This window comes from Pedobacter ginsenosidimutans, assembly GCF_001442625.1.
Lineage (GTDB): Bacteria > Bacteroidota > Bacteroidia > Sphingobacteriales > Sphingobacteriaceae > Pedobacter > Pedobacter ginsenosidimutans.
The window spans coordinates 118,170-138,119 of sequence record NZ_LMZQ01000009.1 but is presented as its reverse complement, the minus strand read 5'-3'; the positions used below and the strand labels follow the sequence as shown (position 1 = coordinate 138,119).

General features: G+C 37.7%; 17 protein-coding genes and 1 tRNA gene. 6 read left to right on the top strand and 12 right to left on the bottom strand.

What is annotated here, in order from left to right:
• Positions 1–2: 2 nt before the first annotated feature.
• A tRNA-Leu gene (locus tag ASU31_RS14055) sits at positions 3–86 on the bottom strand.
• A 422-nt stretch (positions 87–508) separates the two neighbouring features.
• Here ASU31_RS14055 and ASU31_RS14050 point away from each other — a divergent pair.
• Positions 509–1,150, top strand: a complete 642-nt coding sequence (locus ASU31_RS14050; protein ID WP_057932922.1) for a DUF6266 family protein — start codon at positions 509–511, stop codon at positions 1,148–1,150.
• 28 nt (positions 1,151–1,178) lie between these two features.
• On the opposite strand, the gene ASU31_RS14045 is transcribed toward ASU31_RS14050, so the two are convergent.
• The 4 genes from ASU31_RS14045 to ASU31_RS14030 all read right to left on the bottom strand — a co-directional run bounded on the left by ASU31_RS14045 (position 1,179) and on the right by ASU31_RS14030 (position 6,149).
• Complete coding sequence (locus tag ASU31_RS14045) at positions 1,179–1,943, bottom strand: MBL fold metallo-hydrolase (protein WP_057932921.1); 765 nt, start codon at positions 1,941–1,943, stop codon at positions 1,179–1,181.
• 49 nt (positions 1,944–1,992) lie between these two features.
• Positions 1,993–2,265 carry a hypothetical protein gene (locus ASU31_RS14040; protein WP_057933024.1) on the bottom strand — a complete coding sequence of 91 codons (273 nt, stop codon included), beginning with the start codon at positions 2,263–2,265 and terminating at the stop codon, positions 1,993–1,995.
• 577 nt (positions 2,266–2,842) lie between these two features.
• Positions 2,843–3,493 carry an outer membrane lipoprotein periplasmic chaperone LolA1 gene (gene lolA1, locus ASU31_RS14035; RefSeq protein WP_057933023.1) on the bottom strand — a complete coding sequence of 217 codons (651 nt, stop codon included), beginning with the start codon at positions 3,491–3,493 and terminating at the stop codon, positions 2,843–2,845.
• A gap of 61 nt (positions 3,494–3,554) precedes the next feature.
• Entirely contained in the window at positions 3,555–6,149 is a 2,595-nt protein-coding gene (locus tag ASU31_RS14030) for an FtsK/SpoIIIE family DNA translocase (RefSeq protein WP_057932920.1), read from the bottom strand.
• A gap of 1,185 nt (positions 6,150–7,334) precedes the next feature.
• On the opposite strand from ASU31_RS14030, the gene ASU31_RS14025 reads away from it, so the two are divergent.
• Complete coding sequence (locus tag ASU31_RS14025) at positions 7,335–7,991, top strand: ankyrin repeat domain-containing protein (RefSeq protein ID WP_057932919.1); 657 nt, start codon at positions 7,335–7,337, stop codon at positions 7,989–7,991.
• Between the two features lie 147 nt (positions 7,992–8,138).
• Here the strand turns inward: ASU31_RS14025 and ASU31_RS14020 are convergent, their stop codons facing one another.
• From ASU31_RS14020 to pyrF, 5 genes are all read right to left on the bottom strand, one after another.
• A complete protein-coding gene (locus ASU31_RS14020; protein WP_047799560.1) occupies positions 8,139–8,357 on the bottom strand; it encodes a PspC domain-containing protein in 219 nt (72 codons plus the stop codon).
• Positions 8,358–8,492: 135 nt separating this feature from the next.
• Complete coding sequence (locus ASU31_RS14015) at positions 8,493–8,708, bottom strand: hypothetical protein (protein WP_029277138.1); 216 nt, start codon at positions 8,706–8,708, stop codon at positions 8,493–8,495.
• 52 nt (positions 8,709–8,760) lie between these two features.
• Positions 8,761–10,044, bottom strand: coding sequence for a DUF2851 family protein (locus ASU31_RS14010; RefSeq protein WP_057932918.1), 1,284 nt, complete (start codon positions 10,042–10,044; stop codon positions 8,761–8,763).
• Between the two features lie 99 nt (positions 10,045–10,143).
• The gene (locus tag ASU31_RS14005) at positions 10,144–11,052 is read right to left on the bottom strand and encodes a DMT family transporter (RefSeq protein ID WP_057933022.1); all 909 of its coding nucleotides are present in this window, start codon (positions 11,050–11,052) and stop codon (positions 10,144–10,146) included.
• A 128-nt stretch (positions 11,053–11,180) separates the two neighbouring features.
• Positions 11,181–12,011 carry an orotidine-5'-phosphate decarboxylase gene (gene pyrF, locus ASU31_RS14000; protein ID WP_057932917.1) on the bottom strand — a complete coding sequence of 277 codons (831 nt, stop codon included), beginning with the start codon at positions 12,009–12,011 and terminating at the stop codon, positions 11,181–11,183.
• Between the two features lie 425 nt (positions 12,012–12,436).
• On the opposite strand from pyrF, the gene rho reads away from it, so the two are divergent.
• Complete coding sequence (rho, locus tag ASU31_RS13995; protein ID WP_057932916.1) at positions 12,437–14,173, top strand: transcription termination factor Rho; 1,737 nt, start codon at positions 12,437–12,439, stop codon at positions 14,171–14,173.
• 85 nt (positions 14,174–14,258) lie between these two features.
• A complete protein-coding gene (gene pssA / locus ASU31_RS13990) occupies positions 14,259–14,951 on the top strand; it encodes a CDP-diacylglycerol--serine O-phosphatidyltransferase (protein ID WP_057932915.1) in 693 nt (230 codons plus the stop codon).
• A 107-nt stretch (positions 14,952–15,058) separates the two neighbouring features.
• Here pssA and folK read toward each other — a convergent pair whose 3' ends face one another.
• On the bottom strand, positions 15,059–15,565 hold the full coding sequence (gene folK, locus ASU31_RS13985) for a 2-amino-4-hydroxy-6-hydroxymethyldihydropteridine diphosphokinase (protein ID WP_057932914.1): 507 nt from the start codon (positions 15,563–15,565) through the stop codon (positions 15,059–15,061).
• 40 nt (positions 15,566–15,605) lie between these two features.
• On the opposite strand from folK, the gene sppA reads away from it, so the two are divergent.
• The gene (sppA, locus tag ASU31_RS13980) at positions 15,606–17,372 is read left to right on the top strand and encodes a signal peptide peptidase SppA (protein ID WP_057932913.1); all 1,767 of its coding nucleotides are present in this window, start codon (positions 15,606–15,608) and stop codon (positions 17,370–17,372) included.
• 102 nt (positions 17,373–17,474) lie between these two features.
• On the opposite strand, the gene ASU31_RS13975 is transcribed toward sppA, so the two are convergent.
• Entirely contained in the window at positions 17,475–18,101 is a 627-nt protein-coding gene (locus ASU31_RS13975) for a hypothetical protein (RefSeq protein ID WP_157258015.1), read from the bottom strand.
• 88 nt (positions 18,102–18,189) lie between these two features.
• On the opposite strand from ASU31_RS13975, the gene ASU31_RS13970 reads away from it, so the two are divergent.
• Positions 18,190–19,866 (top strand): DNA polymerase/3'-5' exonuclease PolX, encoded by a 1,677-nt coding sequence (locus ASU31_RS13970; protein WP_057932911.1) that lies wholly within the window; start codon positions 18,190–18,192, stop codon positions 19,864–19,866.
• Positions 19,867–19,950 lie beyond the last annotated feature (84 nt).

Sequence of the window (19,950 nt, the reverse complement as noted above, 5' to 3'; positions counted from 1 at the left end):
TGTACCCAAGAGGAGATTCGAACTCCCACACCCATACGGGCGCCAGCCCCTCAAGCTGGTGCGTCTACCAATTTCGCCACCTGGGTATTTACTATTTAATCATTCCCGAAGGCGTCTACCATCCCGATAGCTATCCGGATCGCCACCTGGGTATGAATTGTTGCAAATATATAAATTAACCACAGTGCGCTGCAACATTCACAAAATATTTTTTGAACTGAAATTCCGGAAAGCAAATCTTAACATGGTAAACCATATATAGTAACACCAAACTCAATTATATATAAATAGCAGTAACACGACTTCCTAGGGTAAACTTATTTCAGTATAGGACAGATACAACAGCGAACCTATTTAGACGGACTTTCGACGGATTTACGTCGGGGTTTCGTCGGACTTATGACAATTGAAACCGAATAAAACCCGACGTAAATCGGAAGCAAATACAAATTATTTGTTTAGTAATCAGCAATTTGCTATCTTGTTGTACACATAAACTAACGCAATCATGGGAAAAATAGAAAATGGAATTAACGGTGGATTTACCGGAACGGTAGGTGCCGTAACTGGTTATTATCTGAACGGGAAATGGGTCATCAGGAGCAAACGTAGAAAATCGATAAAAAACAAAATAGGCAGTGCAGATCAAAAGGCCTGCAGGTCGCGTTTTACAATGATGCAAACCTTTTTAAGTCCGATTGTCGATTTTGTGAGAATTGGTTTTAACATGGAATCGAAAAAGCGAATGATGACTGCACATAATGCTGCAAAATCTTATAACATGTTAAACGCACAAAATGCAGCTGGTGAAATCGACTACGAAGCCCTGCGTTTGACCTTTGGAAATATCAGCGGTGCAACGGACGTTAAACTTGAACAGGATGATATGGGTGTGCATTTCAGCTGGTCGGATAATTCCAATGGCGATTATAACAGGAAACATGACCAGGTGATGCTCCTGATTTATGACCTGGAAAACAAAACGGCTATCTACGAAACAGGGGGTGCCAGACGGTCAAAAGAAAGGGAAAGCCTGGAAATTCCTTCCTTTTATAAAGGAAAGGCATTTCATACCTGGATTGCTTTTATTTCAGATGACAGAACGGAAATTTCAATGAGTACCTATTGTGGCACTTTTATTTTTTTATAGTAGCGCAATTAACCGCTATACTATGATTTTAACATTCAAGAGATAGTCCATCATATGCCAGCCTGATGTTTGCCGGCAATTCTTTTTCTACTGCCGCATGTAAGCCTAAATTATGGCTGATATGTGTAAGGTAAGTGGTCTCCGCACCTACCCTTTCCGCAAAGGCAATGGCCTCACCTAAAGTAAAATGAGAAATATGTGGTTCTTTTTGTAAGGCATTCAATACTAATATTTTTGTTCCTTTAATTTTTTCAAAACTTTGCTCAGATATGGTTTTAGCATCCGTGATATACGTAAAATCACCAATCCTGTACCCTGTAATGGGCAACAAATGGTGCATCACTTCAAACGGAATAATTGTACTTTCGCCAATTTTAAAATCTTCGCCATTGGTTACCGTATGTAAATTAATCTGTGGCAAACCATGGTATTTAGTCTCGGCAAAAATGTAATAGAACTCTCTTTTTAAAGCCGCTTGAACCCTGTCTGTCGCATAAACATCAATTACCTTATGCAGCAGGTAATTAAATGGCCTAATATCATCTAAACCGGCAATGTGGTCTTTGTGTTCATGGGTAAACAACACCGCATCCAGATCTTTTACCTTTTCGCGTAAAAGCTGGTAACGGAAATCAGGCCCGCTATCTACCACAATGGTTTTATCAGCTGTTTCAATTAATATCGAAGTCCGTAAGCGGTTATCTCTTTTATCGGCAGATAAACAAACTTCGCAATTACAAGCAATTACAGGAACGCCTTGTGATGTACCAGTCCCTAAAAAAGTAACCTTCATCTGCTTAAACTTTCCTTTCTATAATTGTAATGCTGGAGTTGTATCTTCATTAAAATAATTCGGTTTGCTGTAAGGATAGGTAGAATTGGCGCTGTTTTTCTTCTAACAGGTTTTCGTCTGTATTGGTTTGCTTAACCAAAGTTACCAATGCAGCAATTTTTCCTTCCAGATTTGAAAATTTGTTTACCACAACAACCTTATTGTGCTCGAGCAGGCAAGAACCGGTTTTAAAATTCCCTTTCTCATAACGAACCTTATAACCCATAGCAAAAAGCAGGGTTTCTAATTTCTCTAAGGTATGGTTTGTTAGTGGCAATGACATTGGAAACAAACTTAGATAAATCTGCGCAGCATTCATAAACACATGATGAAAAATTTATCAACCACTATGTTCATTTCTAATAATCGGCGTCATCTCGACCGTAGTGTTCCAAAGGAACTCCTTTGGAGGAGAGATCTTTTAATCTAGTTCAAAGATCTCTCTACTGCGCGTTGCTCCGGTCGAGATGACGATTCATTGTAAACCTGTCATCCAGCTCCTCTGTTTTGGCTAAATACTAACTTCTATCAGTGTCGGGAATCGTGTTCGCTTCTGCCAGTTTTATTAAAATGCGCTGACCTCATTATTATTCTATTTTTTAAATGTTGGCTAGAAACCATTGTTTCTTAAAAGGACCAAGCCACTTAAACCCGACAGCAGCGGCAGCGCCCGATTCTTCATCGGGCCTATAGCGAATGGCGGGACTGCTGCAACCTAAGAATTACTGCAAATACTTTTCAAAAAAGGCAATATATGGCCTACGATACACCTAAAAATCTGATTTCAATAAAACAAAAAAAGGTTCAGCTGTTTCCAGCTGAACCTCCAGGTTTCATCCCGCCGAGGCGGTAATAAATTATTATCTTAAATCTACCACTTCAACACCAGGATATTTTTTGGCATCGAAAGCAAAAGTAGTTTCTGGTACATTTACATTAGGCGAAAAAGTTTTTACATTGTAAGTGTATTTGTTTCCGTTTTTATCGAACAACACCACATTTGCAATTTGTTTAGCAGCCTTATCGATACTTAAACGCACTTTAAAAATCGATTTTTTAGCATCAACAGGTGTTAAATCAATCATTTGATAAGTTTTAGCACCAGCTTTTTCTTCTCCTGTGTACACATATTTAAATCCTTTTTCGTAAACCGTAAAAATCTTTGCAGGATTAATGGCATCGCCGCTATTATCCACATTGCTCACCTGCACCTCTTTGTCTTTTTTCAAATAAGTCCATTGGCTTTTACCATCACTAAACAATTCTTGATTGGTCATAGCCACTTTATACTTATTAGAATTGGCTTTAACATACAAAGTACCTTGCTGGGTTTCTTTTACTTTTGCCTTTGGATTATCCAAAGTGAAGGTAAAATCTGTTTTTACAATATTATACGATTTGTATTTTTTACTCACCTCAGCTAAAATGGCTTTAGCTTTCGCATCAGTTTGAGCATAAGTTGAAGTTGTAAAAGCAACTACAACCATTAATGCTGAAATTAATTTCTTCATCTTTTCTTTTTTAAATTTTTCCTTTGAAACGTTAGAGTAGATTTTTTGGTATTGGTTTAATCTAATCTTTGTCATTCATACTATTCAAGAACTGTTCCAAAGAATATTCATCCGGATACAAGACTTCGCGCGCCTTACTTCCTTCAAAGGGACCAACGATTCCCGCAGCTTCCAATTGATCGATAATCCGGCCAGCCCTGTTATAGCCTAATTTTAATTTACGCTGTATTAATGAGGTAGAACCCTGCTGATGCATCACAATCAGTCTGGCAGCATCTTCAAAGAACTTATCGCGTTCATTAGGATCAAAATCGGCCTTACTGCCCTCCCCTGCTTCATCTATATATTCTGGCAGTTGATAAGCATCGGCATAACCGCGTTGGTTTCCAATATACTCCGAAATCCGGTCTACCTCAGGTGTATCAACGAAAGCACACTGTAGCCTGATTAAGTCGCTACCTGTAGATAAAAGCATATCACCTCGGCCAATTAACTGATCGGCGCCACCACTATCCAAAATGGTTCTCGAATCGATTTTCGACAATACCCTAAAGGCTAACCTGGCCGGGAAATTGGCTTTAATGGTACCTGTAATAATATTTACCGATGGGCGCTGCGTAGCCAGAACCAGGTGAATACCGATTGCCCTGGCCAATTGGGCCAAACGTGCAATTGGTGCCTCCACCTCTTTACCAGCCGTCATCATTAAATCGGCAAACTCATCTACCACTAAAACAATGAATGGTAAAAAGCGGTGGCCATTATTTGGATTAAGCTTGCGCTTAACAAACTTATCGTTGTATTCTTTTAAATTCCTAACCTGTGCATCTTTCAATAAATCGTAACGCTGATCCATTTCGATACAAAGTGAGTTCAATGTATTTACTACTTTTTTGGTATCGGTAATAATGGCATCGGCCTCTCCCGGTAGTTTAGCTAAAAAGTGTCTTTCAATTCTATTGAATAAAGTTAGCTCTACTTTTTTCGGATCGACCAGTACAAATTTCAGTTGTGCAGGGTGTTTTTTAAACAACAGCGAAACCAGAATGGCGTTAATACCAACCGATTTACCCTGACCAGTTGCCCCTGCTACCAATAAGTGGGGCATTTTAGCTAAATCGGCTATAAAAACCTCATTGCTAATGGTTTTACCTAATGCAATAGGCAAATCCATAGTGGTTTGGCTCCATTTTTCGGTATTTAGAATACTGCGCATAGGCACCATTTCTGGGTGCTGATTAGGTACCTCGATACCAATTGTACCCTTTCCTGGCATTGGTGCGATAATACGGATACCTAAAGCTGCTAACGAAAGCGCAATGTCATCCTCCAGGTTTTTAATCTTCGAAATCCTTACCCCAGGGGCCGGAATAATTTCGTAAAGGGTAACCGTTGGGCCAATGGTTGCCTTAATCTTATCAATTTCGATATTGTAATGATTAAGGGTTTCGACAATTTTATTTTTATTGGCTTCCAGTTCTTCGGCATTTACCGAAATTTTATTGGTGCCATAATTTTCGAGCAAATCTATTGTTGGGTACTTATAACCTGATAAATCCAGTTTTTCATCATAATTACCAAACTGTTCAACCAGATCATCCGATTTTTTTTCTTCTTCAGTTTTTTCGATCGTAAAAGCAGGTTCCTTTTCGGTTTCAATTGGTGGTTCTACCGTTAATGGAAGTGTTGTTGCCGCAGCAGTAGCAAGTGGCAGATTGGTAGCCAAAGGCGATAGTACAACAGGGGCAACAGCTTCTTCTTCCTCTTCTTTTTCTTCATAACGGCTCGGCTGTAATACCACGTTTTGTGGCTTACGCTCGTTACCTACTGATTTATCGCGTACCGGAAATTCAATGGGTGCTGAAGGTTCTTCGAAAGTTTTGTTCTTTACGGCTTGCTCTCTGATATCATTTACATAATCTGGAGTTTCATTATCCAGGTAAACCTCTTTCTCTTTACGCTCCGGAAATTTGAAATCGATGTTATATGCGATGATTAAAATGGTTAATCCCGCAAAAGCGATTAATCCGGCAACACCAGCTGCGCCAATTTGGGCACCTAATAATTTATTGCTCCAATACCCAAACTCGCCTTCTAAATAATGCGGCGATTCTGACCAAAAACTATGTGCAAAACCTAAGGTTAATGATATGAACAGTAAAAAGAAAAAGCTATAACCTAATGTTTTAGAGATAGAAAGGATTTTAACTTTAAATAATAAGCGGTAGCCGATAATAAAAAAGGCTAAAACGAACAGGAAAGATGCAATACCGAACCATTCGTAAATAAACTGGTGCGATAACAAGGCACCAAACTTACCTAACCAGTTTTGAACTACAGGTATAGAAACACCAGCTTCTTTTAGTTCTTCTGTTGTTTTAAAAAGATTGCTCCAACCACCATTTGCATCGATTACATAACTCTGGTCGTCTTGCCAGGTAAATAAATACGAAGTAAAAGCAATTAAAAAGTAAAGTGACAATATCACAAAAAACAGACCTACAATTTTAACTGCGCGGCCATCTGCCAGATCGAAGCTTGGCAAAAAATCTCTTTTTTCTTTCGGCTGCCGACCTGATGATGATCTGCCGGGTGCACTTTCTGCACCTTTATCTCTGAATGTATTGGTTTTAAACTGGTTACCCCTTACCGACATTTTCTATCCTAAATAATTTAATATTGAACAAACTTAGATAAAACTGCGCAGCATTAACGAAAGCCTAACAAAAAAAATAATCACAAATTGTAAGCATTGCTGTTAGGACTTTTATCATACCACTCGCTATTTTCAAGAAGCGCTAAATTTGCACCGCTATCTATTGGTTTTATAATCTGCCTTAAATTAAATAAAAATATTCATCGGGCATTAAACCTTAAACAGAAATTATTGTCTATTATTTTAACAACACACAAGTTGTTACGTTTTTGTCAAATGAAACGGATTTTGTTTTAGGTTTTATCCCGTTTTGCCTGGAGAGGTTAAACGGGATTTTTTATTTAAAGACATTCAAAACCAGAGCGCGTAAGACTAACCAATGCTTAAATAAACTCAGGTGACTGAGGTGGTTCATATTATTTTGAAAGCAGGGCGCTGTGTATTTCGGTTATAGCAGTCCTGCTATCATTTCTCCCGACTTCTTTATATCTGTCCGTAGAGTTCCGAAGGGCTCTACGGATTAATAATAGAAAAGAGTCTGTGACTCGTTTTAATTGAGTTTATAAACTCAGTTTTATTCTTATATCCATAGAGACGCTATGCTTAACTCTACGGACAGAGCGGTTTTGTCAAATGAAACGGATTTTTTTTAGGTTTTATCCCGTTTTGCCTGGAGAGGTTAAACGGGATTTTTTATTTAAAGACATTCAAAACCAGAGCGTGTAAGACTAACCAATGCTTAAATAAACTCAGGTGACTGAGGTGGTTCATATTATTTTGAAAGCAGGGCGCTGTGTATTTCGGTTATAGCAGTCCTGCTATCATTTCTCCCGACTTCTTTACGTCGGGATCGTTCTATCAGGTTTATTTAATTCAGGTCTGTAATGCTTAGGCTTTAAGATTAGTTGCTAATTAAACCTGTGAGGTTTGCGTTAGGGATTGTAAGGGTTTAGTATCGATCCTTCATCGGTACCGGAGCGAAGCGCAGCCCTGCAAAGCCCGACCCTTGCGCAGCTTGGGTAACGCCCATATTAATTAGTAATTGACAATTTTTGGCTGATGGTTATTTTAAAGCACCTTGAAGCTTTGATTTTTGCTAATTTGCCTTACACTATATATATTTAAGCATTAAAGTTTACAATTCCTTAATTTTAGTTAATTTAAAGCGATTTTTGAAACAATATTATGGGCATAGCGCAACTCGAAGAGCAAATTGAGGCTGGAAATTTACAAGCAGTAAAAGAAATTTTGGTTGAAAATCCAAAATTGGCAAATATTGATACTTCTCATCACATTTCGCCATTGTTATTAGCCTGTTATTATAAAAAACAGGAAATCGCTGATTTAATTGCTGAATTTGCAGATGACCTAACCTTGTTTGAAGCTTGCGCAGTAGGCAAATTCGATGCAGCATCGCAATTAATATTTCAAAGTCCTAATAGTATTAACGAATTTTCGGAAGATGGATTTACACCGCTAGGCTTAGCCTGTTATTTCGGCCATGAAGATCTTGCCCGTTTTTTAGTTTTGAAAGGTGCGGATGTTAACCTGCCATCAAAAAATGGATTTAATGTATTTCCGATCCACTCGGCAGTTGCAGCTAATAATTTCAATATCACTAAAATGCTGTTAGATGCGGGCGCATATCCGAATGTTTGTCAGAAGGCAGGCCTCGCACCCTTACATACCGCTGCACAATTGGGAAACATAGAATTGATTATTTTATTGTTAGAACACGGTGCCGAAGTTTCTTTACGCATGGAGGGCGGAAAACTACCAGCAGATTTAGCCGCAGAAAAAGGATTTAACGAAATTGCAGAGATTTTAAGAGACGATGACTAAACAGTTTTCAATTGGAAGTTTTCAGTTCTCAGTTTAATCAATTGCAAACTGGATACTGTCAATTGCCTACTGAACAGTTTTCAGTTTGTAGTTCACAATTTTCAGTTGATTTAACTGTTAACTGGATACTGTTAACTGCCTACTGGACTATTCCCATATCCTCGACCGCATTCTTTTCATATACGTTCTGATATCGAGCACAACGGCTGCCAAAAAATAGAACAATATTGGAAAACCCACCGCTAAAAACGACGAATAAATAAAAAACAAACGCACTTTAGCTGTGCTCATGTTCAACTTGTTAGCCAAATAAGTAGAAACGCCAAAACTCTGTTGTTCAAAATAGGTTATAATTCTCTGGAACATTTTAAGCTTATTTTAAAAATCTTAATAACAATACCACAAGATAAAATTATTGAAAACCGAAATCATGATTTGATTTCCAAACTCTAATTTAGCAATAATAATCGGTTAAATTTTCAATAACATATCCGATCTAGATTATTCCAAAACCAATTTTTCGAAATCCTGTTTATCCTCGTGTTTAATAAAAAGCGTTTGTTGTTCTTCCAGTCCTGAAAACTTTTTGATCAGTTCTGCCTTAAATTTATGGATATCGACATCTTTGTTTAAAATAACAGTTAAGGCATCGGCATTACCCCTAACCTCAATAATCTGATTAGGATATAGTTCTTTTAGCTCGTGTGGAAATTCCATAATTTAAAAACAGATTATAGGGTAGAAAGTTTTGTTTGAAATCAGCATCTGGTTAGGCTTGCTTTAAAATTTTTATTCCAATACCACAATATAGACATTTTTTCTCATCGCAGTATTGCTTTTTCAGCTGCAAAATTCCTTGCGAAGCAAATGCATGATCCATCTTCACTCCTGCTCCGGTAAATTTATCTGTAATTGCATTTTGCTCAGCGGGCAAACGCTCCAACAATTTTATCGCCCTGCTAATATAGTATTGTGTAGCCGTGTGTTTACCATACGCGAATAAAAACAAAGCCACGGTATTTAACAAAACATTATCAATGGATGTTTTCCCAATCTGTGTATTTACACCAGAAGTTTCTTTTTTAAAATGATAATGTGTTTTCCAGTAATCGTTTACCGGTAGGTTTTCAAATAAAACATGCAATTGAGCGATATCTTTGATCTCCATAATTTTAGAAAAAAGATGATTGGCTTTTACAATTAACGCTGCAAATTGCGCCAATCTGATCGTAGGAAAGTTTTGCGGCCTCATCCGCATAAATTTCCACATCGAAACTTCCACAGGTTTTATATTATATTTCTTTCGAAGAAACTGGAATTCAGCCTTTAGTTTTTTAGGATATTCTTCTTCAAACTGATCGTTTAAAAAACCAGCGGCACCAAAAACCAGCGCTTCAATTTGGTTGGGGTTATTTTTATGCTTGGCATAAATGTGCTGCGAAACGGCTTTGGCAAATAACTCGAAAGGTAAAGCATTTATTTTGAATCCAAAATTACGCGCCAGAAAACGGTAGAAAGTCTCATCCCAATTTCCATTCAATTCATTTAAGGTTTCAGTAACGGCTTTCGTTTTTTGCTCGAAACGCTCTATTAAGGTTCGTGATAAAAAAGAATCGACAATTAATTGATCTACTGTTCCAATTTGTGCAATGCAAGGAAAATCAGTTAGTGTGAGAAATAGGTTTTCGTATTTTTTGATAAGATCGGCAGAGATACGGTGTTTTAATTCCAAAACGGGCAAAACAGTATTGTCTATTCTTTTTATTTCCGCATCATGTTCATAAACAATATGTAGGATTACATTTTCGTAGGCGGGATTAATCTGATGATTGTGTTTTAACCAATCTGACGACCTGAGATGAATTTCTACATTACCAGCCCATGTGGTATTGCCAATTTCGATTTTCGCGTTAAAAAAATCAGGACCAGCATTTTTATTTAGCAAGCCTGGATTGATAATTTTCAAGTTTTCTCCAGCGGTAGTTTGCAGCCCGCTATAATCAAACGACCTGAATTGCCATACATAATGAAGAAAATCTTCTGGAAAATTCATTTTTCAAGGTAATGAATTATTCTGAAAAGTTATAAAAAATTACATATTTTGTCACCTAAAATTCATGCTGTAGTCTTAATTACAATACATAGCTTAAGGTTAAGTTGCTTTAACTTCGGCTTTCTTTTTATAATTGGTAATAAAAACCCCTGCAATAATTAAAACGGTTGCAACTACTAAGTCAATACCTACCTTTTCATTTAAAATTAACCAGCCTAAAAATATGGCAATAATGGTATTGAAGTAAGTTAAGATAGAAACTTCGGATGCTGAAACCTTTTTCAGGGCATAATGATAGCAGAAATAACCCAAAACAGACCCGAAAACAGCTAAATAAACTGTGGCAAATATGCTTTCTGTTTTCCAGGAATTTACATCGGCCTTGCCAGAAAACACCATTGCTAAGCCCAGCTGAATAATAGCCGAAAACACAAACTGGTAAAATAGATTTAAGAAAATATATTGAGGCTTACCACTGTGTTTCTTCGAATAAATGGTGCCTATTGTCCAACCTGAAACGGCAATTATCAATGATAAAATCCCATTCCGGTAACCTGGTTCAAGCAAATCATTCAAGCCATCTCTAAAAATAAAAACAATACCTAAAAAACCGATAAAAACGCCAATAAATCCCTTTAAACTGGCCTTTTGAATCCCCAGGAATACACATCCGAGAAATACGAGCAAGGGAGAAGTGGCATTAATTAAAGAAGCCAATCCACTTGGAATAGTCTTTTCGGCAACGGTTGTCATGCCATTGGCAATTACCACCATTAAAATAGACAATAAGATCTGTCGTTTAAAGCTCGGCCATCCAATCCATTTTAATTCATTCTGTTTAATTAACAGAACCAATATAATTATCGAAGCAACAGATTGGCGAATGGCCGTTACATACCAGGCCGGAATGCTTTCTACTGCAACCCTTATTCCTAAATATGTTGTACCCCATATCAAGGCCACGCCAAATAGGGCGAGTATAAGTTTTAAGTCTATTTTTGATTTCATGAGCATTTTTTAACCACAAAGAGCACCAAGTTTGGCGCAAAGGGGCACAAAGTTTTAACCAAGCGGCATTCATTTGAAAACAGGTAACTTTCTTTGTGGCCTCGGTGGTTAAAGCAAAAACTATTTACCTAAACAAGATCAGCGTTAACTAGGATCTGCTCCATTTCTTTTTGAAGTTTCAGCGCTTCTTCCCTGGCCTTTTCTGCAAAATCTTCTCCCTGGCTGGCATAAATAATGCCTCTCGAAGAATTAATCAGCAATCCGCATTGTGAATTTAGGCCATACTTGCACACTTCATTCAAATCTCCTCCCTGTGCGCCAACACCCGGTACTAAAAGAAAGTGATTTGGCGCTAATTTACGTACATCACCAAAAGCGGCGCCACGGGTTGCTCCTACTACATACATCATCTGTTCATCTGTAGCCCAGGTTTGCGATGTTTTAAGTACTTTTTCGAAAAGTTTATCTTCGCCAATTTCCTGCAATTGAAAATCTGCATGGCCAGCATTCGAGGTTAAGGCCAAAAGAATTACCCACTTATCTTTAAAAGTTAAAAACGGTGTTACCGAATCGCTCCCCATATATGGTGCTACGGTAACCGAATCGAAACTCATATCTGATGATGCAGCATTGAAAAACGTTTCGGCGTACATGGCAGAAGTATTGCCAATATCGCCGCGTTTAGCATCGGCAATAGAAAAAATATCCTGAGGAATATATTTCCAGGTTTCGATCAAAGTTTCCCATCCCTTCTTCCCATAACACTCATAAAAAGCAGTATTGGGTTTATAAGCTACACATAAATCTTTTGTGGCATCAATAATCTGTTTATTGAATTCCAGAATTGGATTTTCATACTTCAATAAGTGTTTTGGTATCTTATCTAACGAAGAATCTAATCCGACACATAAAAATGAACGTTTTTTTTGTATCTGCTCGAAAAGTTGTTGCTTTGTCATATATGGGCTTATTTGCTGCAAATATGAAGATTTTTAAGTTTTCTGAGCGACAAAATAATGCTCACATTAATTATTTTTATAAACATTTTAAACTTTTGCTTGCAGATTACGTTTCAAATACATACAATTGCAACATAATTTCTCAACCGTTTATCTGAATATCCCAGAAAAATTTATCAAGACTTGTTTTTTGTTACCATTTTTTAAAAGCACATTTTGCTTTTTATTCAGCTTGTAAACAATTATGAAACAATTTGAGCATTTTCCATAATGAACTCATTTAATGTTTTATAGCCTTAAGAATTTATACACAATGAAACTGCCGGGCCTACACTAACACAAATATATTTAAGCCTGTGTAGATTTATAACAGAAAACATCCGTTATAAACAAATGAAAAATTTCTTGAAACATATATATTTAGAATGTTTAGTAAAACAGAATTAAATGATAAGCTCACAACAGAATTACGTGAGCTAGCAAAAAGCTATGGCATTGAAGGTGCCGACTCCCTAAGAAAAATCGACCTTGTTGAAGTACTTTTACACCAACAAGAAATTATAAATGCTGCTAAAGCTGGTGCAGATCCTTATAGCGAAATCGAACCTATTGCAGCTACTCCTGCGCCTAAAACCAAAGCTACAAAAGCACCAAAAGTTGCGGCAGCTGCAGCCGCCGCTTCTACAGTGGCAGCTGAAAAACCAGCTACTCCGGCTGACAAGCCTGTTAAAAAAAGAGCAAGGTTAACGAAAGATGAGCCCGCAGCGCCAATTGAAAGAAGAAGAGATGCTGTAACGTTATTTGACGAGCCTCAGCATCAACAACAGCCAGAAAGACAACCAGACAGAATTATCGAATCTGAAGAAAGTGTAAAACCAATCTCAGCTTTAATAGAAGAAAGTGCAGAAGTACTGCCGGTAGCTCCGAAACAAAAACAAGAGCCTAAAGAAAAGCAGGAAAAACCGCAGCGTGACGAAAACCGCCAGCAAAAACAACCGGGCGGTGGCAATCACCACAAAAACGAAAACAGTTACTCTAACTTAGATTTCGATAACGTAATTACAAATGAGGGTGTTTTAGAAATTATGCCTGATGGTTACGGTTTCTTACGCTCAGCAGATTACAACTATTTAACTTCTCCTGATGATATTTATGTATCGCAGTCTCAGATAAAACTTTTTGGCTTGAAAACCGGTGATACTGTAAAAGGTAGCATCCGTCCGCCAAAAGAAGGTGAAAAATATTTCCCACTGGTTCGCGTAGAAACCATTAACGGCAGAATTCCTGCTGAGGTTCGCGACCGTGTTCCTTTCGACTATTTGACTCCACTTTTTCCAACAGAAAAATTAAATTTATTTACGGATAACAGCAATTACTCTACCCGTATTATGGATTTATTCACACCAATTGGTAAAGGACAGCGTGGTTTAATTGTAGCACAGCCAAAAACAGGTAAAACCAACCTGCTTAAAGAGGTTGCCAACGCGATTGCCAAAAACCACCCGGAAGTTTATTTAATTATCTTATTAATTGATGAACGTCCTGAAGAGGTTACCGATATGGCCCGTAGTGTAAGAGCAGAGGTAATTGCCTCTACTTTTGATGAACCGGCCGAGCGCCACGTTAAAATTGCCAATATTGTTTTAGAGAAATCGAAACGTTTGGTAGAAAGCGGACATGATGTGGTAATCCTTTTAGATTCGATTACACGTTTGGCCAGAGCTTACAATACAACAGCACCGGCATCAGGTAAGATATTATCAGGTGGTGTTGATGCAAACGCATTACACAAGCCAAAACGTTTCTTCGGTGCAGCACGTAATATTGAAAATGGTGGTTCATTGACCATTTTAGCTACCGCATTAACCGATACAGGTTCTAAAATGGATGAAGTTATCTTCGAAGAATTTAAAGGTACAGGTAACATGGAGTTACAATTAGATCGTAAGTTATCTAACAAACGTATCTTCCCTGCAATTGATATTACGGCTTCAAGTACCCGTCGCGATGATTTATTGTTAGATAGAGATATTTTACAACGTGTATGGATTTTACGTAACCACCTTGCCGATATGAACAGTCAAGAGGCGATGGAATTTGTTCAATCTCAAATAAAAGGAACAAAAAGTAACGAAGAGTTCTTAATTTCGATGAACAGCTAAATTAAGGTTAAGGGCTGGAAGGTTGAGGGTATAAGGGTTTTCCCAGCGACCTTCCAACCTTCCAACCCTCCAGCCTTCCAACCGTATGAAAAAACATTTCCCTAATGCGATTACCTGTGCAAACCTTTTTTCAGGTTGTATCGGAATCGTTTTTGCATTTAAAGGCAATTTAGAAACTGCAGCCTATTTTGTTATTTTCTCCGGAATTTTCGATTTTTTTGATGGTATGGTTGCGCGTTTATTAAATGTAAAATCGGCAATTGGAAAAGATCTTGATTCTTTGGCAGATATGGTAAGTTTTGGGTTCTTACCAGGGGTAATTATGTTTCACTTATTAAAGGCCAGCGATTATTCATCTGAATATCTTCCTTATCTTGGATTTATCATTACTATTTTTTCGGCACTTAGACTAGCCAAATTTAATAATGATACAAGGCAAACAGAAGATTTTATTGGTTTGAATACGCCTATGAATACTTTGTTTATCTGTTCTCTGCCTTTTATTGCCAACGATTATCCTCAGGTTATTGCTTCCAGCATTTTACTGATTGCCATTACAGCAATTACATGTTTTTTACTGGTGAGCGAAATAAAAATATTCTCTTTAAAATTCAGCGATTTAAGCTGGGCGAAAAATAAAATTAAATTTATCTTCCTTATCCTATCGGCTATATTAATTGCTTTTCTAAAATTTGCAGCAATTCCTTTTGTCCTGGTACTGTATATTGCTTTATCAGTATTACATTTTAGGGGCACTACGGCTAATCATAAAATATAATTAAGTTTTTCCCGCAGATTAAGAAGATTAAAATCGCAGATCAATACGCGTTAGATTAATCCTTTAAAATCTGTGTTCCTTTTCTGCGAAAACGAAAGGTTAATGTGCTACAGCTTTTTAACCTCGAGCGGATCTTCGATATTGTGACAGATGGACAAAATCGTTTCTCCCAGTACAGGGTGTACCACCTCTGGTGCAATTTCAGCCAAAGGTTCCATTACAAATTTTCTATCCTGCATATGGGGGTGAGGTACCTGAAGTTTATCCGGAATATTGATAATTTCATTTCCAAAAAGGATCAGATCGATATCAATTAACCGTTCTCCCCATTTATCTTTCCTTACCCTGCCCAATTCCTGTTCGATACCTAATGCACGTTCTAAAACTTCGAGTGCCGTTAAACGGGTTTGTAAACTTACAGCCTGATTTAAAAAAGCAGGTTGGTTGGTTTTACCCCATGCAGCGGTTTCATAAAGAGATGAGATGGCTATCACATTACCAATTTTATCGTTCACCAGTTCGATTGCTCTTTTCAAATTCGCCTCCCTATTGCCTAAATTCCCACCCAGTAACAAATAAGCCGTGCTGTACTCTAAAGCTTTATTAAGCATCATGTATTTTTATATCTTTACAACACAAAATTAAAACATTTAAATGAGAGAATTCTTTAAGTATTTATTTGCCTCTATGCTGGGCTTTTTCATATCAATAGTAATTGTATTTGTAATCTGCTTCGTAGTTGTTGTGGGTTTAATATCTTCTATTGATAGCGACAAAACCGTTGTTGTGTCTAACAATTCGGTACTATTCCTAAATCTAGACCAGGCCATTACAGAACGTACACCCAAAAACCCATTCGGAAACCTGCCAATTGTTGGTGGTGAAGAAAAAGATGGGATTGGCTTAAACGATTTTTTAAAAGCAGTACAAAAAGCCAAAACAGATGATAATATCAAATGTATTTACCTGAATGTGAGCAGTCCGACCGCAGGTTTTGCTACTTTGCGCGAGGTTAGGAATGCGTTGATCGATTTCAAAAAATCTCACAAAAAAATTATTGCATACAGCGAAGTGTATACACAAGGTGCTTATTATTTAGCTTCAGTGGCCGATAAAGTATATTTAAATCCCGAAGGTGCTTTAGAATTTAAAGGATTTAGCTCTGAATTAACTTTCTTTAAAGGAACTTTAGAAAAAGTTGGTGTAGAAATGCAGGTCATCCGTGTAGGAAACTATAAAAGTGCTGTAGAGCCTTTTATTTTAGATAAAATGAGCGATTATAACCGCAAACAAGTTACAGCTTATGTTGGCGGATTGTACAATACCTTCCTGACCGATATTGCACAAAGCAGAAATATCCAAAAAGATAGTCTTTATAACATTGCCGATAATTACAAAGTACAGCAACCACAAGATGCCGTAAACTTTAAAATGATCGATGCCCTGAAATATAAAGATCAGATTTTAGAAGAACTGAAGGGATTATCTGGAAGAACCAGGGGTGAAAATATCCGCTCGGTTACGATTAACGATTATGCCAAAAACAATACAGATACTGGCGAAGGAAAAGATAAAGTGGCCGTAATTTATGCCAACGGCGAAATTAGTGGCGGCGAAGGTTCTGATAACCAGATCGGTTCGGAACGTATTTCCAGGGCAATTAGAAAAGCACGCTTAGATGATAACATTAAAGCGGTGGTTTTACGTGTAAACTCTCCTGGCGGTAGCGCCTTGGCTTCAGACGTGATCTGGAGAGAAATTGTATTAACCAGAAAAGAAAAACCAGTTATTGCATCGTTTGGCGATGTTGCCGCATCAGGCGGTTATTACATTGGTTGCGCTGCCGACAGTATCTTTGTGCAACCGAATACCATTACAGGCTCAATCGGTGTATTCGGTATTATCCCGAACTTCCAAAATTTAATGACCAACAAACTGGGAATTACATTTGATGGCGTTAAAACTGGTAAATACGCCGATATTATGACCACTAACCGCCCTATGACTGCAGGAGAAAGATTCATCATCCAAAATGAACTAAACAGAATTTACAGCGGTTTTGTAAGCCGTGTGGCCGATGGCAGAAAGAAAAGCAAAGCATATATCGATAGCATCGGCGGTGGCCACGTTTGGATCGGTACAGATGCCGTTCAAATTGGTTTAGCTGATCGAATAGGAAGTTTTAACGATGCCATTAAGGCTGCCGCTAAAAAGGCTAAATTAAAGAGTTATAAGGTTGTAGAATATCCAGATGTAATTGATCCATGGAAATCATTAATGGATGAGGGTACAGACAGGATTAAAACCTATTACACCAAACAAGAACTTGGCGATAACTATATGCTTTACCAACAAATGAAAAAGGTAATTGCAAGCTCTGGCATTCAGGCCAGAATGCCGTTCGAAGCAGTAATTAAATAATAATTAACCCCGCAGGTTTTGAAGGCTGAAGCGTTTAAAAACCTGCGAGGTTTATATGAAATTATTCATCTCACATCTAAAATCTCCGATCTCACGTCTTTCCTACTCTATCACTTTCCATTCGGGATGCAAAGTAAGATAAGTCGCATTAACCGGAATATTCACCTGATGAACAGTTAAGGAAATACTTTTCCCTTTTAAAAATTCAAAGCCAATTCCATCTTTTTTGGCATCGTAAACCGTAACGGTATCTTTATCTTCATTTAAATAGGCAGAAAGTTTTTCAATGGTTGGGAACTTCAATTTCGCATCTTCCAAAGTGCTCCCAGTTGTCAGGCCATCTTTTGTTTTAAATTTATTGGAGGTAATTCTAATCTGTTTTACATCTTTTACACGCATGCTCGTATCCCGATAAGAAGAATATACAGCAATTTCGTTACGGTGTTTCGCGGTAGAATCGTTACTGTACCAAATCCCCCAGGCTTTCCCCATTGCGGCATCACCGGCATTTGGCCTTCCTAATTTTCTACCTACCTCTTCCATATCTTCTCCAAGTGCAATTTCTCCAACTGACCGACCAGCGACAATCAGGAAGCGCTCATCAACACTTTGCATTGGGGCTGATGCTAAATTACTTAATGAATCGGTATTGTGATCTGTTTTACTGGTAGATTGACAAGCGGCTACGCTCATACTTAATCCCAAGAGGGCAAATTTTATAGATTTCATGATTGTAAAACAACGCTTTAATAAATTTGTGTTTTAATTTTATGAGCACAAGAGGGATTTGAGGCATTATTTCCTAATTTTACCGTTTATGGAAAATAAGACCATCGCCCGCACCTTACGCCTTTTATCGCAGCTTATGGAACTGCACGAAGAAAATCCTTTCAAAATTAAATCTGTTGCAAATGCCTATTTTAAGGTAGATAAATTACCCTTTGCTTTAAAGGATAAACCTTTAGATGAGCTGGATAAAATTGAAGGTATTGGTAAAGGACTGGCTTCCAAAATTATTGAACTTCTCCAAACAGGAGAACTAAAAGAGCTTAACGAAATTCTAGAGAAAACACCAGAAGGTGTAGTAGAGATGCTGGCCATAAAAGGCATTGGACCAAAAAAAATATTCATTATCTGGCGTACCTTGGGTATAGAAAGTATAGGTGAATTGTATTATGCCTGCAACGAAAACCGCTTAATTGAAGCCAAAGGTTTCGGTTTAAAAACCCAGGAAGAAATTAAGAATGCGATCGAATTTAAACTCGCGGCCAACGGACGGTTTTTATACGCGCAGGTTGAAGGTTTTGCCAAAACTTTATTTACACAGCTTGCTGATTGGACTGGAAAAATTGACAACAGTGCCATTTTGGGCTTCACCGGTCAGTACCGTCGCGCCTGTGAGATTATCGATGAACTGGAAATTGTGATCGGTGCGGAACAAATTGATGCCCTTAAACAAAACTTACCTGCTTTCGAAGCACTCTCGTTGATTGAAGCAGAAAATTCTTTCATCTGCACTACTGAAGCTGGTTTCAGGATAAAAATTTATGTAGTTGAAAAAGCTGAATTTTATTTACAATGGTTCAAACGCACAGGAAATGCCGAACATGTAGAGCAGGTTTTAGCATTAGCAGGCAATGGTCCTTTTACAAGTGAAGAAGAAATTTACAGCAAAGCAGGTTTATCTTTCATCGTTCCTGAACTTCGTGAAGATTTTGATGAAATTGAACTGGCGAAAGCTGATAAACTCCCTACCTTAATTCAATATGAAGATTTAAAAGGCAGTTTGCACAACCACTCTACCTGGAGCGATGGCGTACACACCCTGGAGCAAATGGCTGTATATTGTAAAGAAAACTTAAATCTTCAGTATTTAGGGATATGCGATCACTCTAAAACCGCTGTTTATGCAAAAGGCCTAAACGAGCAACGTGTTTTTGGTCAACACCAGGAAATTGACGAACTAAATAAAAAACTCGCTCCCTTTAAAATCTTCAAAGGTATTGAGAGCGATATTTTAAGTGATGGCTCATTGGATTATTCGGATGATATTTTAAAAACATTCGATTTTGTAGTGGCTTCTGTACACAGCAATTTACGCATGGACGAAGCCAAGGCAACTGCACGTTTGCTAAAAGCTATTGAAAATCCATACACTACCATTTTAGGACACCCAACTGGTCGTTTATTGTTAAGCAGAGCCGGATACCCTATAGATTATAAAAAAATTATTGATGCCTGTGCAGCAAATAAAGTAGTAATCGAAATTAATGCGAATCCCTTACGTTTGGATTTAGACTGGCGCTGGCACCGTTATGCTTTAGAAAAAGGTGTATTGCTTTCTGTAAATCCAGATGCTCACAGAACCGAAGGTTTCCATGATATGCATTATGGTATTCTGGTTGCCCGCAAAGGTGGTTTAAGTGCTGATAAATGTTTGAATGCTTTTTCTTTGGAGGAGATAACAGCGTATTTTAATAGTAGAAAGGTTTAGGGTTTAGGGTTTAGGGTTTAGGGTTTAGGGTTTAGGGTTTAGGAAAACCATGCCCGAAGTCATCTTGTTTTAAATCTCGCAAAT